We start from the raw sequence: 16503 nt of genomic DNA, 5'->3' as shown, positions 1-16503 counted from the left end.
GACGTGCGCGTTCAGCAGCAGGGTGCGACGGAAAGCTTGCAGCAGAGTGCACGCCTCTTTAAGATGCGAATAATTCCCATTTGCGCAATGCGCCTTCCGTGACACGCCGTTCCCTTCCGTCCGCTGTTCCGCTGGCTAGCGCACGAGGCGTATGGGGTCGGCTTCTACGCCACCGGCAACGATCACGGCGACGTCGGCCTGGGCAATCCGTGGATGTACTGGGACGCGGTCACCGCGGCAAGCAGCTCGGCGCGCAGATCCCCGGCAAGGGTACGGCCGGCGACATCGTCATGCAGGTGCAATTCCCGCTGCACTCGGGACGCATCCTCGGGCTCGGCGGACGGATTCTGATTAGCGCGGTGGGGCTTGCAGTCGCGGCGCTGAGCGCGACAGGGCTGCTGATCTGGCTGAAGAAGCTGAATGCGCGCCGCCGTTCGGCGCAAAACACGCAAAACACGCATAAGGCAATGAGCGCACGGGACGCGGGGAGCTCCGCGGCGCGGCCCTAGCCGGAGATTGCGCCGGACTCATCCGGCGCACGCTTGCAGTTTGCGCGCCGGCCCGCAGGCCGGCCGACAACCGCAAGCGCATCGAGCACTTCTAGCGAAACACCACCGTCTTGCTGCCGTTCAACACGACGCGATGCTCGACGTGCCACTTCACCGCGCGCGCGAGCGTCACGCATTCGACGTCGCGGCCAATCGCCGTCAGTTGCTCCGGCGTCATGCTGTGATCCACACGCTCCACTTCCTGCTCGATGATCGGGCCTTCGTCGAGATCCGTCGTCACGTAGTGGGCGGTTGCGCCGATCAGCTTCACGCCGCGGTCGAACGCCTGGTAATACGGCTTCGCGCCCTTGAAGCTCGGCAGGAACGAATGGTGAATATTGATCGCGCGGCCCGCGAGCGCTTCGCACAGCTTCGGCGACAGAATCTGCATGTAGCGCGCGAGCACCACCAGATCGACCTGATGCTCGTCGATCACTTCGAGCACGCGCGCTTCCTGCGCGGCCTTGGCGTCGGGCGTGCCGCCCATCAGCGGGAAGTGATGGAACGGAATGTCGTAGCTGGCGGCGAGCTGGTAGAACTCCTTGTGGTTCGAGATGATCGCCGGAATCTCGATACCCAGCTGACCGGTGCGGTAGCGGAACAGCAGATCGTTCAGGCAATGGCCGATCTTCGACACCATGATCACGACGCGCGGCTTCACCGACGCATCGTGCAACTCCCAGCGCATGCCGAACTGTTCGGCGAGCGTCGCGAACGAGGTGCGCAACGCATCCTGACCTGGATCGCCGCCCACCTGCTGAAAATGCACGCGCATGAAGAACTCGCCGGTGCGGCTGTCGCCGAACTGCGCGGAGTCGAGAATATTGCTGCCACGTTCGAACAGAAAGCCCGAAACCGCGTGGACGATGCCGGGCCGGTCGGCGCACGACAGTTTGAGGATAAAGCTGTGATCGGTCGACATGACCTGGGTGACTCCCTTCTTCAATGCGTGGTTTGTTCGCGTGGTTTCTTTGCGTGGTTGATTCGATACAGCGCCGCAAGCGCTGCGCGGCAGCGCGTCCGTGCACAAGCGGTCAGGCGAGCACGGGTGGCGCAAACACCGTGTCGATACCCGTACACGCGGCTTCATCGATCCAGCGGCGGCGCAGCAGGCAATCCAGGGTGGCGAGACTCGCGTCGACGGTCATCGCGCCTTCTTCGATCCAGCGCGCTACTTCGTCGATGCGCGCGAGCCGGTGTTCGCCCACTTCGCCGTCCTGATTGCGCGGCGCGAAATCGGCCGGCAGCGCGAGGTCGTAGACGAAGATCTGTTCAGCCTGCGTGCCTTCCGGCAACGATTGCAGCACATGTGCGGTGCGGCCCGCCACGGCGCGCGCGGCGATGTCTTCGGGGATACCGGCTTCTTCCCAGCACTCCTTGATGATCGTCGCCTCGATGCCGAAGCCCCAGCCGATCCCGCCCGCCACGACGTTGTCGAGCATGCCTGGATCTGTCGCCTTGGTGTCGCTGCGGCGCGCGATCCACAATTGCGGCGCGCCCTTTGGCGGGGCTCCCCTCGGCGACGCGCCATCCGCGTATTCTACGACGCCGTTCAGATGCACCGCGTAGGTCATCGTGCCGAAGAAGCGCGACGCCGCGCGTTCGATGTACGCGAGCGGCGGCGCATCGAAGGCATTGCGGATCGCGTAGGTCTCGTTGCGCCAGCCTGGGATCCGGCCTTCGGCGGCGAGCGCGCCGATCACGGAACCGAGCGCCGCGCTGCGCAGATCGACGGTGTTGAACACCGGCGCCAGCATCACGCGCGCGCGGCCGATTTCGAACACATCGGGCCAGCGCGCGAGCAACGGCACATCCATCGAGCGAATCCAGCCCACCTGCTCGCCGTCGATCCAGAACGGCAGATGCGCGTGCACGTCGAAACGGCGCGCGGCGGTGATGCAAGGCAAAGTCATGCAGAACTCCAAACTGTTCTTCGGGCGCAGCCGTCAGTCGCGCAACGCCACGCGAATGCCGATCGCGATGAACGTGGCGCCGGCGAGGCGGTCGAGCCACACGCCCACGCGCGGCCGGCGCTTCAACCAGCCGCCGATCACGCCCGCGCACACGCCGAACAGCGAGAACACCACCACCGTCTGCAGCATGAACAGCACGCCGAGTTCGAGCATCTGCACCGTCACGCTCTGCGCGCCGTGCGGCTGCACGAACTGCGGCAGAAACACGACGAAGAACAGCGTCACCTTCGGGTTCAGCAGATTGCCGAGCACGCTTTGGCGAAATACCGCCATCAGCGGTTGCGGCGCGCGTTCATGCGCGGTTGCGAGGCCCTGGCTGCGCAGCGCCTTGATGCCGATCCAGATCAGATACGCAGCACCGGCCAGCTTGATCGCCTCGAAAGCGACCGGCGACGAGCGCAGCAACGCCGCGACGCCGAGCGCGGCCAACGTGGTGTGAAACGTGATGCCGGCGGCAAAGCCGAGCGCGGCGACGAGGCCCGCGGCGCGGCCCTGCGAGATGCCGCGCGCGAGCACTTGCAGATTGTCGGGACCGGGCGCCATCGTAATGGCAATCGATGTGGCGAGAAACAACAGGAAGTTGGGCATCGTACTGACCTTCTTTGTGTGCAAGAAGAAATTCGCGTCCGGCGCTCAATGTCCGCCGAATTCAGTCACCGTATAGAGCGGCAGGCCCGCGTCGCGCAGCAGCGCCGAACCGCCCAGCTCGGGCAGATCGATGATCGCCGCGCCTTCGACCACCACCGCGCCGAGCCGCTCCAGCAGGATCTTGCCGGCCATCATCGTGCCGCCGGTGGCAATCAGGTCGTCGATGATGACGATACGATCGCCCGGCTTGCAGGCGTCCTCATGAATCTCGACGGTAGCGGTGCCGTATTCGAGTTCATACGATTGCGAGACGCGCTTGTACGGCAGCTTGCCCTCTTTGCGGATCGGGATGAAGCCGAGGTTCAGCTCGTGCGCGACGATCGGCCCGATGATGAAACCGCGCGCATCCAGACCGGCGACGTAGTCGAGCTTCGCGTCGATATAGCGCTGCACGAACAGGTCGATCAGCACGCGCAGCGACTTCGCACATTGCAGAAGCGGCGTGATGTCGCGAAACTGCACGCCCGGCAGCGGCCAGTCGGGCACCGTGCGAATCTTGCTTTTGACGAACTCGGCCGCATCGAGCGGCGCGCCCGCAAGCGCGTTGGACATGATGACTCCGGATGGACCTCCACAGGTCCGATGAAAAGCTCAATGAATTCGCCGGGGCACGGCCCGGCGCACGTCAGGCCGCGGCCGCTCCCGCCCGGCGATGCTTCGAAAGCCGCTCCTCGGCCTCGGCCAGCTGTTCGGGCAGACCGCGCAACACCACGATATCGCTCGCGCGCAGCTTGGTGGACGGGTCCGGCTCGACGCCGCGAATGCCGTGCCGGCGGATCGCCGTCACTTCGACGCCCATCTCGAACAGCCCCACTTCCGCCAGCGTGCGGCCCACCGCGTCCGAGTTTTCGTCGACCGGCACCGATTGTAGCCGCACCTGTTCGTGACCGTCGTCGTCCTCGATGTCGTCGGCGCCGTGGAAATAGCCGCGCAGCAGCGCATAACGCTCGTCGCGCATCTCCTCGACCCGCCGCACCACCCGACGCATCGGCACGCCCATCACCACCAGCGTGTGCGAAGCCAGCATCAGGCTGCCTTCGACGATTTCCGGAATCACTTCGGTCGCGCCGGCAGCCAGCAGCTTTTCCAGATCGGCGTCGTCGACCGTGCGCACGATCACCGGCAGCGTCGGTTCCAGTTCGTGGATGTTATGCAGCACGCGCAGCGCCGAAGGTGTGTTCGCGTAGGTGATCGCGATCGTGGCGGCGCGGTGGATACCGGCGGCGAGCAGCGATTCGCGCCGCCCCGCATCGCCGAACACGACCGATTCGCCCGCGGCGGCGGCGGCGGCCACACGGTCCGGGTCCAGGTCCAAGGCGACGTACGACAGGCCTTCATGCTCCAGCATGCGCGCCAGATTCTGCCCGGCCCGGCCGTAACCGCAAATGATCACGTGACCGCTTTGCTTCAGGCTCTGCGTCGCGATCCGCGTCATCTGCAACGATTGCATCATCCATTCCGTCGACGACAGCCGCAGCACGATGCGATCCGCGTTCTGGATCAGGAACGGCGCGGCCAGCATCGACAGCAGCATCGCGGCGAGAATCGCCTGCAGCAGCGTCGCGTCCACCAGATGCTTGTCGAGAATCAGATTCAGCAGCACGAAACCGAATTCGCCGGCCTGCGCGAGGCCGATGCCGGTGCGCATCGCGACGCCCGGCGACGCGCCGAACAGGCGCGAGAGTCCCGTCACCATGACCGCCTTCAGCAGCAGCGGCCCGACCAGGAAGCCGAGCACGATGAACGGATGCGCCCAGACCACGCGCGGATTGAGCAGCATGCCAGTCGTCACGAAGAACAAACCCAGCAGCACGTCGCGAAACGGCTTGATGTCTTCTTCCACCTGATGCCGGTACGGCGTTTCCGCGATCAGCATGCCGGCGATGAACGCGCCGAGCGCGAGCGACAGCCCGAATTTGTCCGTGATGAAGGCGGCGCCGAGCGTCACCAGCAGCAGGTTGAGAATGAACAGTTCCTGCGAACGGCGCCGCGCCACCACGTTGAACCAGCGCGTCATGAAGCGCTGACCCACTATAAGAAGCAGCGCCAACGCCACGACGATCTTGACCGCCGCCAGCCCGAGCGCGCTGACGAGGTCCTTCGAATCGCCGCCCAGCGCCGAGATGACGATCAATAGCGGCACCACCGCCAGATCCTGGAACAGCAGCACGCCGAAGATGTTGCGGCCGTGCTCGGTCTCGATCTCGAGCCGCTCCGCGAGCAGCTTGCTGACGATCGCCGTCGACGACATCGCCAGAGCACCGCCCAGCGCGACGCTCGCCTGCCAGGTGATATGGACCCAGCGCTCCAGCAGGAAGCCGAGCGACACCGCCACCGCAACCGTGCCGATCACCTGCAACAGGCCGAGGCCGAATACGAGCCTGCGCATCGTGCGCAGTTTGGACAGCGAAAACTCCAGCCCGATCGAGAACATCAGGAACACGACGCCGAATTCGGCGAGGTTCTGCGCGCCCGCCGAATCGGGAATCAGACCGAACGCATGCGGACCGACGATGATGCCGACCGTCAGATACCCGAGCATCGGCGGAAGATTCAGAAAGCGAAACACCACCACACCTGCGACTGAGGCCAGCAGCAGGAACAGCGTCATTTCCAGCGGGGAAATCATCGGCAAACACGCATGGGTAAAGCGTCCTCGTTCGTCAGCGGAACCGCGCACGCAAAACGCCGTGCGACAAGGTTGAGGGGCCGTTGAAGGCAGCGGCTTGGCACAGCAGGCCCGGCGCGGCGAACAAGCGCCTTTGCTATACTCCGCGAATGATAGCGAAAATCAATGGCGATCGGGCACTCGCGCTCGCTCGCGACGTGCTCGACATCGAAGCGGACGCCGTGCGCGCGCTTCGCGATCAACTCGACGATAGTTTCGTCGGGGCGGTCGATTTCATCCTGGGTTGCCGTGGTCGCGTGGTCGTTTCCGGCATTGGCAAGTCGGGCCACGTGGCCCGCAAACTGGCGGCCACGCTCGCCAGCACCGGCACGCCGGCGTTCTTCGTCCATCCGGCGGAAGCGAGTCACGGCGACCTCGGCATGGTCACCGCCGACGACGTGTTCGTCGCGCTGTCGAATTCCGGCGAGACCGAAGAGCTGGTGTCCATTCTGCCGCTGATCAAGCGCATGGGCGCAAAACTGATCGCGATGACGGGCCGTCCGTCGTCGAGTCTCGCACAACTGGCCGACGTGCACCTGAATTCCGCCGTGGCGAAAGAAGCGTGTCCGCTGAATCTCGCGCCCACCGCCAGCACCACCGCCGCGCTCGCGCTCGGCGACGCGCTCGCGGTCGCGGTGCTGGATGCGCGCGGTTTCGGTTCGGACGACTTTGCCCGCTCGCACCCGGGCGGCGCGCTCGGCCGCCGCCTGCTCACTTATGTGCGGGACGTGATGCGCACCGGCGACCAGGTGCCGAAGGTGACGCCCGAGGCCACCGTGCGCGACGCGCTGTTCCAGTTGACCGCCAAGCGCATGGGCATGACGGCGGTCGTCGATCACGAAGATCGCGTGGCCGGCATCTTCACCGACGGCGACTTGCGCCGTGTGCTCGAGCGCGATGGCGACTTCCGCGAACTGTCGATTGCCTCGGTCATGACCGCCGGCCCGCGCACCATCGGTCCGGACCAGCTCGCCGTCGAAGCCGTGGAACTGATGGAGCGCTACCGCATCAATCAGATGCTGGTCGTCGACGAAGCAGGCAAGCTGATCGGCGCACTCAACATGCACGACCTGTTCTCGAAGAAGGTGATTTGATGCCCGTGTCCCTGACCGCCACCGAACGCGCCAGCCGCGTGAAGCTGATGATTTTCGACGTCGACGGCGTGCTGACCGACGGCGGCCTGCTGTTCACGGCGGAAGGCGACACGATGAAAGCGTTCAACTCGATGGACGGCCACGGCATGAAGCTGCTGCGCGAGGCCGGCATCGAAACGGCGATCATCACCGGGCGCAAGTCGGGCATCGTCGCGGCGCGGGTGAAGGAGATGAACATCACCCACGTCTATCAGGGCGTGCAAGACAAACCCCAGGCGTTCGCAGACCTGTTGCGGCAAACCGGCATGACGCCCGAAGAATGCGGCTACATGGGCGACGACTGGGTCGATCTCGGCGTGATGCTGAAGGTCGGCTTCGCGGCGGCGCCGGCCAATTCGCATCCTGAAGTGATCGCGCGCGCCCATTGGGTCAGCGAGGCGCGCGGCGGTCATGGCGCGGCGCGCGAGGTCTGCGACACGCTGCTGCGCGCGCAGCACAAATACGAGGCACTCCTCGCGGCCGCCTGTAGCGGCGAACAGCGAGGCCTCGTCGGATGAACCAGTTCCGCCTGACTTCCCTGATTCCGCTCGTCGCCATGGCGGCGCTCGCCGGCATTACCTGGTGGCTGCTCCAAGCCACGCTGCCGCGGCCCAACGAAGGCATGATTCGCCCCAAGGAGCACACGCCGGACTATTTCGCCGACAACTTCTCGGTTTCCGAACTCGACCAGTCGGGCTCGACGCAATACCGTCTAACCGCCACTCACCTGATTCACTACGAAGACGACGAGCTGAGCGACCTGGTCAAGCCGGCCATGCGCGCGTTCCAGCCCGGCAAGCCGATCGTCACCGCGACCGGCGACACCGGCAAGGTGAACGGCGACGCGTCGATCGTGGATCTGTACGGCAACGCCCGCATCCTGCGAGCGGCCGGCAACGGCGATCCGCAGATGCAGGCGGATTCGGAGCATTTCCGGGTGCTGGTCAACGACGATGTGATCGCGACTGAAAAGCCGGTTAAACTTCAGCGCGGCATGTCGGTGATGACTGCCAGCGGCATGAACTACAACAACGTCACCCGGGTGATGCAGCTGTTCGGCAACGTGAAAGGCGCAATCGCCGCGTCCGACGCCGGCGGCAGCTCGGCCAAGCAACCCGGGTAATCCTCTCCAGGCGTGACTGCATGAACGAATCGTTCCCCCGTTTTGATACCGGCCGCGCGTGTACCCTATCCGCGTGCCGCGCCGGACTCGCTGCGCTGATCGTCGCGTTGCCGCTCGCCGGCTTTGCGCCGCTCGCGCACGCGGACCGCGCCGACAAGGACAAGCCGCTGAATATCGAAGCGGACAACATGACTTACGACGACCTCAAGCAGGTCAACATCTTCACCGGCCACGTGGTCGCCACCAAAGGCACGATCGTGATCAAGGCCGATCGGGTCGAAGTGACGCAAGATCCGCAGGGCTATCAGTACGCCACCGGCACCTCCGGCGGCGGCAATCTGTCGTATTTCCGCCAGAAGCGCGAAGGCCTCGACGAATACATCGAAGGCACGGCAATCCGTATCGACTACGACGGCAAGCAGGACCTGACCACGCTGACCACCAACGCCACCGTGAAGCGCCTGCAAGGCCTCTCGACGGTGATGGACCAGGTGCACGGCAGCGTCGTTACGTATGACGGTCAGAACGACTTCTACACTGCGAAGGCGGGCAAGGACGTCGCCGGCCCGGGCAATCCGACCGGCCGCGTGCGCGCGATGCTGTCGCCGCGCAACGGCGGCCCGGCGCCGCTGAGCGGCGCGTCGGCCACGCTCGCGCCGTCCACCACGATCCAGGGAGCGCCGAACCAGTGAATACCTCCGCGTCCCTCCCCAATCGCAAGCCGGCCGGCACCAGCAGTTCACTGGCGGTGCGCAACCTGAAAAAGCGTTACGGCTCGCGTACGGTCGTCAAAGACGTGTCGCTCGACGTCAAAAGCGGCGAAGTGGTCGGCCTGCTCGGCCCGAACGGCGCCGGCAAGACCACCTCGTTCTATATGATTGTCGGCCTCGTGCCCCTCGATGCGGGCGAAATCGATCTGGACGGCAAGTCGATCAGCCTGCTGCCGATCCACAAGCGCGCGTCGCTGGGCCTGTCGTATCTGCCGCAGGAAGCCTCCGTGTTCCGCAAGCTCACCGTCGAAGAAAACATTCGCGCGGTGCTGGAGTTGCAACACGAAGACAACGGCAAGCGGCTCTCCAAAGACGGTATTACCAGCCGCACCGAAGCGTTGCTTGACGAACTTCAGATCGCTCACCTGCGCGAAAATCCGGCGCTGTCGCTGTCCGGCGGCGAACGGCGGCGGGTTGAAATCGCACGCGCGCTGGCCACCAATCCGAGCTTCATTCTGCTCGACGAACCGTTCGCGGGCGTCGATCCGATCGCTGTGCTGGAAATCCAGAAGATCGTCAAATTCCTGAAGCAGCGCAATATCGGCGTGCTGATTACCGACCACAACGTGCGCGAAACGCTCGGCATCTGCGATCACGCATACATCATCAGCGACGGCAGCGTGCTGGCAGCCGGTGCGCCGAGCGACATCATCGAAAACGAAAGCGTGCGGCGCGTCTATCTGGGCGAGCACTTCCGCATGTAAGTACACAAGGGATTACCGGCGGAGCGAGCGCGCCTGCTCCGCCGGTCCTTTGCGGCAACCGCACATCAGCATTTTTGACCGGGGGCGCCCCGCGCCCGGCGTCGCCCAAAACCGGCGCACACGTTATTGCGAGTGTCGCAAGGTATCGCGGTCGTGGCAAACTCTCTACAATGAATCTCAACTTGCCATGAAAGCCAGCCTCCAACTCCGCCTATCGCAGCATCTTGCGCTGACCCCGCAACTGCAGCAGTCCATCCGGCTGCTTCAGCTGTCTACGCTCGAACTGCAGCAGGAAGTCGCAATGGCGATCTCGCAGAATCCGCTCCTCGAAAACGAGGACGACTGGATTGCGAGCCCCCTGCGCGTGGCGGCCGACGGCTCATTGATCGCCCAGGCGCCCAACTCCTCCGCGCCGCCCGACCAGATGGGCGGCAATACTTCGTCTTCGTCCGCGAGCGGCAGCGAGCGCGCCGAGAACGGCGAGCCGCAGGGCGTCGACGAATATAACGGGCTTTCGGGAGAGGGCAACAGCGACGCGTCGCAATGGAATCTCGACGACTACGGCCGCTCCGGCAACGCCTCGGACGACGACGATCTGCCGCCGCTGCAAATCCACGAATCGAGCACCTCGCTGCGCGATCACCTGACGGCGCAATTGCGCGTCACCCAGGCGGGCCAGCGCGACCGCGCGCTGATCACCTTCCTGATCGAATCACTCGACGACGACGGCTACCTCACCGCCACGCTGGAAGAAGTGCTGGCCGACCTGCCCGAGGAGCTCGAAGTCGACCTGGACGAACTGAACGCCGCGCTTGCGCTGCTGCATAGTTTCGACCCGGCGGGCGTCGGCGCGCGCTCCGCGTCCGAATGTCTGAAGCTGCAACTGCTGCGGCTCGACGACTCGCCTACCCGCACGCTTGCGCTCGACATCGTCGCCCACCATCTGGAACTGCTCGCGGCGCGCGACTTCACGCGCCTGCGCAAGCATCTGAAGGCCAGCGACGACGACCTGCGCGATGCGCATCTGTTGATCCGCTCGCTCGAGCCGTTTCCCGGGGCCGCATACGGCAAGGCGGAAGCGGACTACGTCGTGCCGGACATCATGGTGCGCAAGACGGCACAGGGCTGGCAGGCGGAGCTGAACCCGGAAGTCGTGCCGAAGCTGCGGATCAACCATCTGTACGCGAATATTCTGCGCAATAACCGGGGCGATCCGGGCAGCGGATCGTTGCGCCAGCAACTGCAGGAAGCGCGCTGGCTGATCAAGAATATCCAGCAGCGTTTCGAGACGATCCTCAGGGTCGCGCAAGCTATTGTGGAGCGTCAAAAGAGCTTTTTTGTGCACGGCGAAATTGCCATGCGCCCCTTGGTTTTGCGGGAAATTGCTGATACGCTGGGCCTACACGAGTCGACTGTCTCGCGTGTGACAACCGGTAAATACATGCTGACCCCATTCGGGACGCTTGAATTTAAGTACTTCTTCGGATCACACGTCTCAACCGACACGGGTGGCGCGGCCTCCTCCACGGCGATTCGCGCGCTCATCAAGCAACTGATAGGAGCGGAAAACCCGAAATCTCCTCTTTCAGACAGTCGCATAGCCGAACTGCTGGCGGAACAGGGCTTCGTGGTCGCACGGCGTACCGTTGCGAAGTACCGCGAAGCGCTCAAGATTCCGGCAGTCAACCTGCGCAAGTCTCTGTAGCCCGTCGCCTGTTGCGGCGGGCATTTACCGGCCGCTCCGCAGTTGGCGGAAAGGCCGGCCGATGCGACCTGCCAGCAGTCAGTCACCGGGGGGCGACTCAGGCAAGCCGACAATCGACCGGACCTACGTCATCGTGCGGAACAAGCGGCATCTAGCTTGGAGAAGCACTATGAATCTGCAGATCAGTGGACACCACCTCGAAGTAACGCCTGCGTTGCGCGAATACGTGATCACCAAACTAGATAGGGTGCTAAGACATTTTGATCAGGTCATCGACGGCAGTGTGGTCCTCTCGGTCGACAACCACAAGGAAAAGGAAAAGCGTCAAAAGGTTGAAATCAACCTGCATTTGAAGGGCAAAGACATCTTTGTCGAGAGCTGTGACAGCGATCTCTACGCTGCGATCGATCTGATGATCGACAAGCTCGACCGGCAAGTGATACGCCATAAGGATCGTCTGCAGGGCCATCAGCACGAGGCGATCAAGTACCAGCCGCTGGCGCCGCAAGTGGACGTGCCGCCGCAATAAGGAAGGCTTTCCTTACCCAGCTAAACCGCCCGAAACCGGGCGGTTTTTCGTTTCCGGGCCGCTTTTTGAGCCGCGTTGAACCGCTTGTGAGCCTCCTCCCGCTCCCCAGCGCGGGGGCCGCTGCCTCCAGCTAACAAACGCATACGCCGGGCGATGGCGCGCCGCACCATCCACAGCTACCCTGTTCTATAATGTTCCGGTTACCATCGGGGTCAAGCGAGCTCAAAGGGAAGTCGGTCGGCCGGAGTCCTGCGCTTTCGGACTCCAATGCACATCGCCGTGAGCATCAAAACGAATGGAACACCACTCAAACGCCCCAGCGAGGAGAAACCAGGCCACGTTTTCGCCTGTCAACATGAATCGTTTAGCCAAATTTCTTCCCCTCGAGAACGTCGTCGTCGGACTATCGGTCACCAGCAAGAAACGCGTGTTCGAGCAAGCGGGCCTGATCTTCGAGAACCAGAACGGCATCGCCCGTAGCACGGTCACTGACAATCTGTTTGCGCGCGAGCGCCTCGGATCGACCGGGCTTGGTGAAGGCGTCGCGATTCCGCATGGCCGGATCAAAGGCTTGAAGCAACCGCTTGCCGCGTTCGTCCGCCTCGCCGAGCCCATCCCCTTCGAATCGCCCGACGGGCAGCCGGTTTCGCTGCTGATCTTCCTGCTGGTGCCCGAACAGGCCACCCAGCAGCACCTCGAAATTCTTTCGGAAATCGCCCAATTGCTGTCCGATCGCGAAGCCCGCGAGCGGCTGCACACGGAAGAAAATCGCGAAGCGTTGCATCGCCTGCTTACTCAGTGGCAACCTTGATGTATCGGCGGTTATCCGCACGCCGGTTACCCGCGAGCGTGCGGGTTCAGCACTGCATGGCGCGCTGCGCGTGAGCGCGGCCGCGCCTTGCCGGGCAAGCGGTCCACACTGGAGTCACTGACTCATGGATACGTCCAGCATCAACGCCCAGAGCATTTTCGACGACAACGCAGCCGCGCTGAAACTAAGCTGGCTGACGGGGCATGAAGGCTGGGAACGCGGCTTTTCTTCAGAATCGGTCGCCAATGCCACGTCGAGCGCCGATCTTGTCGGCCACTTGAACCTGATCCACCCGAACCGGATTCAGGTGCTCGGCGACGCCGAAATCGACTACTACAAGCGTCAAACCGACGAAGACCGCTCGCGCCACATGGCCGAGCTAATCGCGTTGGAACCGCCGTTTCTGGTGGTGGCGGGCGGCGTAGCCGCGCCGCCGGAGCTGGTGCTGCGCTGCACGCGCTCGTCCACACCACTGTTCACCACGCCGATGTCCGCCGCCGCGGTGATCGACAGCCTGCGCCTCTATATGTCGCGCATTCTCGCGCCTCGCGCCACGCTGCACGGCGTGTTCCTCGACATCCTCGGCATGGGCGTGCTGCTCACCGGCGACTCCGGCCTCGGCAAGAGCGAACTCGGGCTGGAACTGATCAGCCGCGGCCACGGCCTTGTGGCAGACGACGCGGTGGATTTCGTACGCCTCGGTCCTGATTTCGTCGAAGGGCGCTGCCCGCCGCTGCTGCAAAACCTGCTCGAAGTGCGCGGCCTCGGCCTGCTCGACATCAAGACGATCTTCGGCGAAACCGCCGTGCGCCGAAAAATGAAGCTGAAGCTGATCGTACAGCTGGTGCGCCGTCCTGACGGCGAATTCCAGCGGCTGCCGCTCGAAAGCCAAACCGTCGACGTGCTCGGCCTGCCGATCAGCAAAGTCACGATTCAGGTGGCGGCCGGCCGCAACCTCGCGGTGCTGGTCGAAGCGGCGGTGCGCAACACGATCCTGCAACTGCGCGGCATCGATACATTGCGCGACTTCATGGATCGCCAGCGTCTGGCGATGCAGGATCCCGACAGCCAGTTTCCCGGCAAATTGATCTGAGCTTGCGCCGCTACGCCACGCTTCGTGTCAACGGTGGGCGGCGGGGCGCGCGCACGGGGACCAGATGCTATGATGAAATGTACGGATTTCACGACTCCATGCGCATAATCCTGATCACCGGTATTTCCGGCTCCGGCAAGTCAGTTGCCCTGAACGCGCTTGAAGACGCGGGTTATTACTGCGTCGACAATTTGCCGCCGCGTTTTCTGCCGCAACTGGCCAACTACCTCGCCGAGGACGGGCAAGACCGCCTTGCGGTAGCCATCGACGCGCGCTCGAGCGCTTCGCTCGACGAAATGCCCGCGATGATCCGCGATCTGTCGCGCGCCCATGACGTGCGCGTCCTGTTCCTAAACGCAAGCACGCAATCGCTGATTCAGCGCTTCTCCGAAACACGCCGCCGGCATCCGCTGTCCGGTTCGACCGCGCACGACGCGGACGTCGGCTTGCTGACGTCGCTCGCCGAAGCAATCGAACGCGAACGTGAACTAGTGGCAGGTCTTGCCGAGTTCGGCCATCAGATCGACACCAGCAATCTGCGCGCGAACGTGCTGCGCGCGTGGGTCAAACGCTTCATCGAGCAGGAGCATTCAGGTCTCGTGCTGATGTTCGAATCGTTCGGCTTCAAACGCGGCGTGCCGCTCGATGCCGATTTCGTGTTCGACGTACGCACGCTGCCGAACCCGTACTACGATCATGAATTAAGGCCGCTTACGGGCCTCGATAAGCCTGTGATGGATTTTCTCGATGCGCTGCCGGTCGTTCACGAAATGATCGACGACATCGAGAAGTTTCTCGACAAATGGCTGCCGCATTTCCGCGACGACAACCGCAGTTATCTCACCGTCGCGATCGGTTGCACGGGCGGCCAGCACCGCTCGGTGTTCATTGCTGAGACGCTCGCCGCGCGTCTCGCAAGTCAGGCGAATGTGATTGTGCGGCACCGCGATGCGCCGGTCGAGATCGGCGAATCATCGAAGCTAGTGGCTTAACCGGCCGCATCGCGCGGCCTCACCTCGAAGCGTTGCGCCATGTCTACCACTTCTACTGTGCTTGCCGATGTGCCGCTGTTTCCGCTGCATACGGTGCTGTTTCCCGACGGGCTGCTGCCCCTGAAAATCTTCGAGGCGCGCTACCTCGACATGGCGCGCGACTGTCTGCGTGACAAAACGCCGTTCGGCGTGTGTCTGCTGAAAAGCGGCGCCGAAGTGGCGCGCGCCGAAGAGCCTTCAGTGCCTGAAGCAATCGGCTGTCTTGCCGAAATCGAAGAGTGCGATGTCGAAGCCTTCGGCATGCTGCTGATTCGCGCGCGCGGCACGAAGCGCTTCCGCCTCCTGTCGCACCGCGTGGAAAGCAGCGGCTTGCTGGTCGGCATGGCCGAGCCGCTCGGCGACGACATACCGCTCGAAGGCAATCAGCATCTGGCCAAATTCGGAGCGTGCGCCGAGGTGCTCGAACGGATCATCGCGACGATTGGCGAACGCGATCCGGAAAGCTTGCCGTTCGCCGAACCGTTCAGACTCGACGACCCGTCATGGGTGTCGAACCGTCTCGCCGAGGTGTTGCCGATTGCGCTGCGCGCCCGCCAGAAACTGATGGAATTGCAGGACGCCGGCGCGCGAATCGACGTGGTTCATCACTACATGCAGCAGCATCAGTTGCTGTAAAAACCGCTGCTTTTACAGCAGTGAGCCTTGCAAGCCGTCCAGCAGTTTGCGCACCGGTGCGGGCACGCCGAACGCATCGAGATCGCTTAGCGCGACCCACGCGGTGTGCGCATCGCCTAACGCGGCCGGCGCGCCCACACCGCGGCTCAGTTCCGCCAGCCGCGGCTCGATATCCAGCCTGAAATGCGTGAATACGTGCGTGAGCGGTGCGAGCGGCGAGACCGATCCATCGCCGCCGAAGGCGCGCGCCCGCTCGGCGAGTGCGGCTTCGTCGGCGGCTTCGGGCAGGCTCCACAAGCCGCCCCAGATGCCCGACGGCGGGCGTTTTTCCAGCATCACGGCGTTGCCGTCGCGCAGCACCAGCATCCACGTGCGGCGTGTCGGCGTCGTTTTTTTGGGCCGCGCTGTGGGCAACTCGCGCTGCCGTCCCGTCACGTTCGCCAAGCAATCGACCGCGAACGGGCAGCGCAGGCAATCCGGCTTGCCGCGCACGCACAGCGTTGCCCCGAGGTCCATCAGACCTTGCGTGTAGGCGCTGACATCGTCGTCCGATGCATTCGACGGCAGCAGCGATTCCGCCAGCGTCCACATCGTGTTCTCGACTTTCTTCTCGCCGGGAAAGCCTTCAACGCCAAATACGCGCGCCAGAACCCGCTTCACGTTGCCGTCGAGGATCGTCGCGCGCGCGCCGAATGCGAACGACGCGATCGCCGCCGCCGTCGAGCGGCCGATGCCGGGCAATTCCGCCAGTTCGTCGACCGATGCTGGAAACGCGCCGCCATGCCGCTCGACCACCGCCTGCGCGCAGCGATGCAGATTGCGAGCGCGCGTGTAGTAGCCGAGGCCGGCCCATAGCGCCATCACGTCGTCGATCGGCGCTGCGGCGAGCGCGGCGACATCCGGAAACCGCGCCAGAAACTTTGCGTAGTACGGAATCACCGTCGACACCTGGGTCTGTTGCAGCATGATTTCCGACAGCCAGATGCGATACGGATCACGCGTGTTCTGCCACGGCAGGTCGTGACGGCCATGCCGGCGCTGCCAGGCGATCAGCCTGGCGGAAAAATCGGACAAGGCCGGAAAAGTTGACGCGGCGGGTGCGGCGGACGGAGTTAAGCGAGAGGGCATCGA

General features: G+C 63.9%; 17 protein-coding genes and 1 pseudogene. 12 read left to right on the top strand and 6 right to left on the bottom strand.

Annotated elements, in window-relative coordinates; translation table 11 throughout:
* Positions 1-147: 147 nt before the first annotated feature.
* Positions 148-509: pseudogene (locus DLM46_RS04590) on the top strand (PepSY domain-containing protein); the annotation flags it as partial.
* A 91-nt stretch (positions 510-600) separates the two neighbouring features.
* On the opposite strand, the gene purU reads toward DLM46_RS04590, so the two are convergent.
* The 5 genes from purU to DLM46_RS04565 all read right to left on the bottom strand — a co-directional run bounded on the left by purU (position 601) and on the right by DLM46_RS04565 (position 5798).
* Complete coding sequence (purU, locus tag DLM46_RS04585) at positions 601-1470, bottom strand: formyltetrahydrofolate deformylase (protein ID WP_115099583.1); 870 nt, start codon at positions 1468-1470, stop codon at positions 601-603.
* 112 nt (positions 1471-1582) lie between these two features.
* Positions 1583-2461, bottom strand: coding sequence for an NUDIX hydrolase (locus DLM46_RS04580; protein WP_115099582.1), 879 nt, complete (start codon positions 2459-2461; stop codon positions 1583-1585).
* 33 nt (positions 2462-2494) lie between these two features.
* Positions 2495-3109 (bottom strand): LysE family translocator, encoded by a 615-nt coding sequence (locus DLM46_RS04575; RefSeq protein WP_115099581.1) that lies wholly within the window; start codon positions 3107-3109, stop codon positions 2495-2497.
* Positions 3110-3154: 45 nt separating this feature from the next.
* A complete protein-coding gene (locus DLM46_RS04570) occupies positions 3155-3721 on the bottom strand; it encodes an adenine phosphoribosyltransferase (RefSeq protein ID WP_115099580.1) in 567 nt (188 codons plus the stop codon).
* A gap of 73 nt (positions 3722-3794) precedes the next feature.
* Entirely contained in the window at positions 3795-5798 is a 2004-nt protein-coding gene (locus DLM46_RS04565; protein ID WP_115099579.1) for a monovalent cation:proton antiporter family protein, read from the bottom strand.
* Between the two features lie 149 nt (positions 5799-5947).
* Here DLM46_RS04565 and kdsD point away from each other — a divergent pair, with 149 nt between their 5' ends.
* From kdsD to DLM46_RS04510, 11 genes are all read left to right on the top strand, one after another.
* Positions 5948-6931: an arabinose 5-phosphate isomerase KdsD gene (kdsD, locus tag DLM46_RS04560; protein ID WP_115099578.1), complete on the top strand. Its 984-nt coding sequence runs from the start codon at positions 5948-5950 to the stop codon at positions 6929-6931.
* Complete coding sequence (locus DLM46_RS04555; protein ID WP_115099577.1) at positions 6931-7488, top strand: KdsC family phosphatase; 558 nt, start codon at positions 6931-6933, stop codon at positions 7486-7488. The genes kdsD and DLM46_RS04555 overlap by 1 nt, the downstream gene beginning before the upstream one ends.
* Positions 7485-8093, top strand: coding sequence for an LPS export ABC transporter periplasmic protein LptC (lptC, locus tag DLM46_RS04550; protein ID WP_115099576.1), 609 nt, complete (start codon positions 7485-7487; stop codon positions 8091-8093). Before DLM46_RS04555 ends, lptC begins: the two co-directional genes overlap by 4 nt.
* A 20-nt stretch (positions 8094-8113) precedes the next feature.
* Positions 8114-8785: a lipopolysaccharide transport periplasmic protein LptA gene (gene lptA / locus DLM46_RS04545; protein WP_115099575.1), complete on the top strand. Its 672-nt coding sequence runs from the start codon at positions 8114-8116 to the stop codon at positions 8783-8785.
* On the top strand, positions 8782-9567 hold the full coding sequence (gene lptB, locus DLM46_RS04540) for an LPS export ABC transporter ATP-binding protein (RefSeq protein WP_115099574.1): 786 nt from the start codon (positions 8782-8784) through the stop codon (positions 9565-9567). Before lptA ends, lptB begins: the two co-directional genes overlap by 4 nt.
* Positions 9568-9754: 187 nt before the next feature.
* Positions 9755-11272, top strand: coding sequence for an RNA polymerase factor sigma-54 (locus DLM46_RS04535; protein ID WP_115099573.1), 1518 nt, complete (start codon positions 9755-9757; stop codon positions 11270-11272).
* 169 nt (positions 11273-11441) lie between these two features.
* Positions 11442-11801: a ribosome hibernation-promoting factor, HPF/YfiA family gene (gene hpf / locus DLM46_RS04530; RefSeq protein WP_115099572.1), complete on the top strand. Its 360-nt coding sequence runs from the start codon at positions 11442-11444 to the stop codon at positions 11799-11801.
* Positions 11802-12096: 295 nt separating this feature from the next.
* Entirely contained in the window at positions 12097-12612 is a 516-nt protein-coding gene (ptsN, locus tag DLM46_RS04525; protein WP_115099571.1) for a PTS IIA-like nitrogen regulatory protein PtsN, read from the top strand.
* Positions 12613-12736: 124 nt separating this feature from the next.
* A complete protein-coding gene (gene hprK, locus DLM46_RS04520; protein ID WP_115099570.1) occupies positions 12737-13705 on the top strand; it encodes an HPr(Ser) kinase/phosphatase in 969 nt (322 codons plus the stop codon).
* A 98-nt stretch (positions 13706-13803) separates the two neighbouring features.
* Positions 13804-14697 (top strand): RNase adapter RapZ, encoded by an 894-nt coding sequence (gene rapZ, locus DLM46_RS04515; RefSeq protein ID WP_115099569.1) that lies wholly within the window; start codon positions 13804-13806, stop codon positions 14695-14697.
* Positions 14698-14736: 39 nt separating this feature from the next.
* On the top strand, positions 14737-15372 hold the full coding sequence (locus tag DLM46_RS04510) for an LON peptidase substrate-binding domain-containing protein (RefSeq protein ID WP_115099568.1): 636 nt from the start codon (positions 14737-14739) through the stop codon (positions 15370-15372).
* Positions 15373-15384: 12 nt separating this feature from the next.
* Here the strand turns inward: DLM46_RS04510 and mutY are convergent, their stop codons facing one another.
* Positions 15385-16500, bottom strand: a complete 1116-nt coding sequence (gene mutY / locus DLM46_RS04505) for an A/G-specific adenine glycosylase (protein ID WP_208866233.1) — start codon at positions 16498-16500, stop codon at positions 15385-15387.
* Positions 16501-16503: the final 3 nt, after the last annotated feature.

The organism is Paraburkholderia lacunae, assembly GCF_003353175.1.
Classification (GTDB): domain Bacteria; phylum Pseudomonadota; class Gammaproteobacteria; order Burkholderiales; family Burkholderiaceae; genus Paraburkholderia; species Paraburkholderia lacunae.
This window is presented reverse-complemented; position numbering and strand designations above follow the sequence as displayed.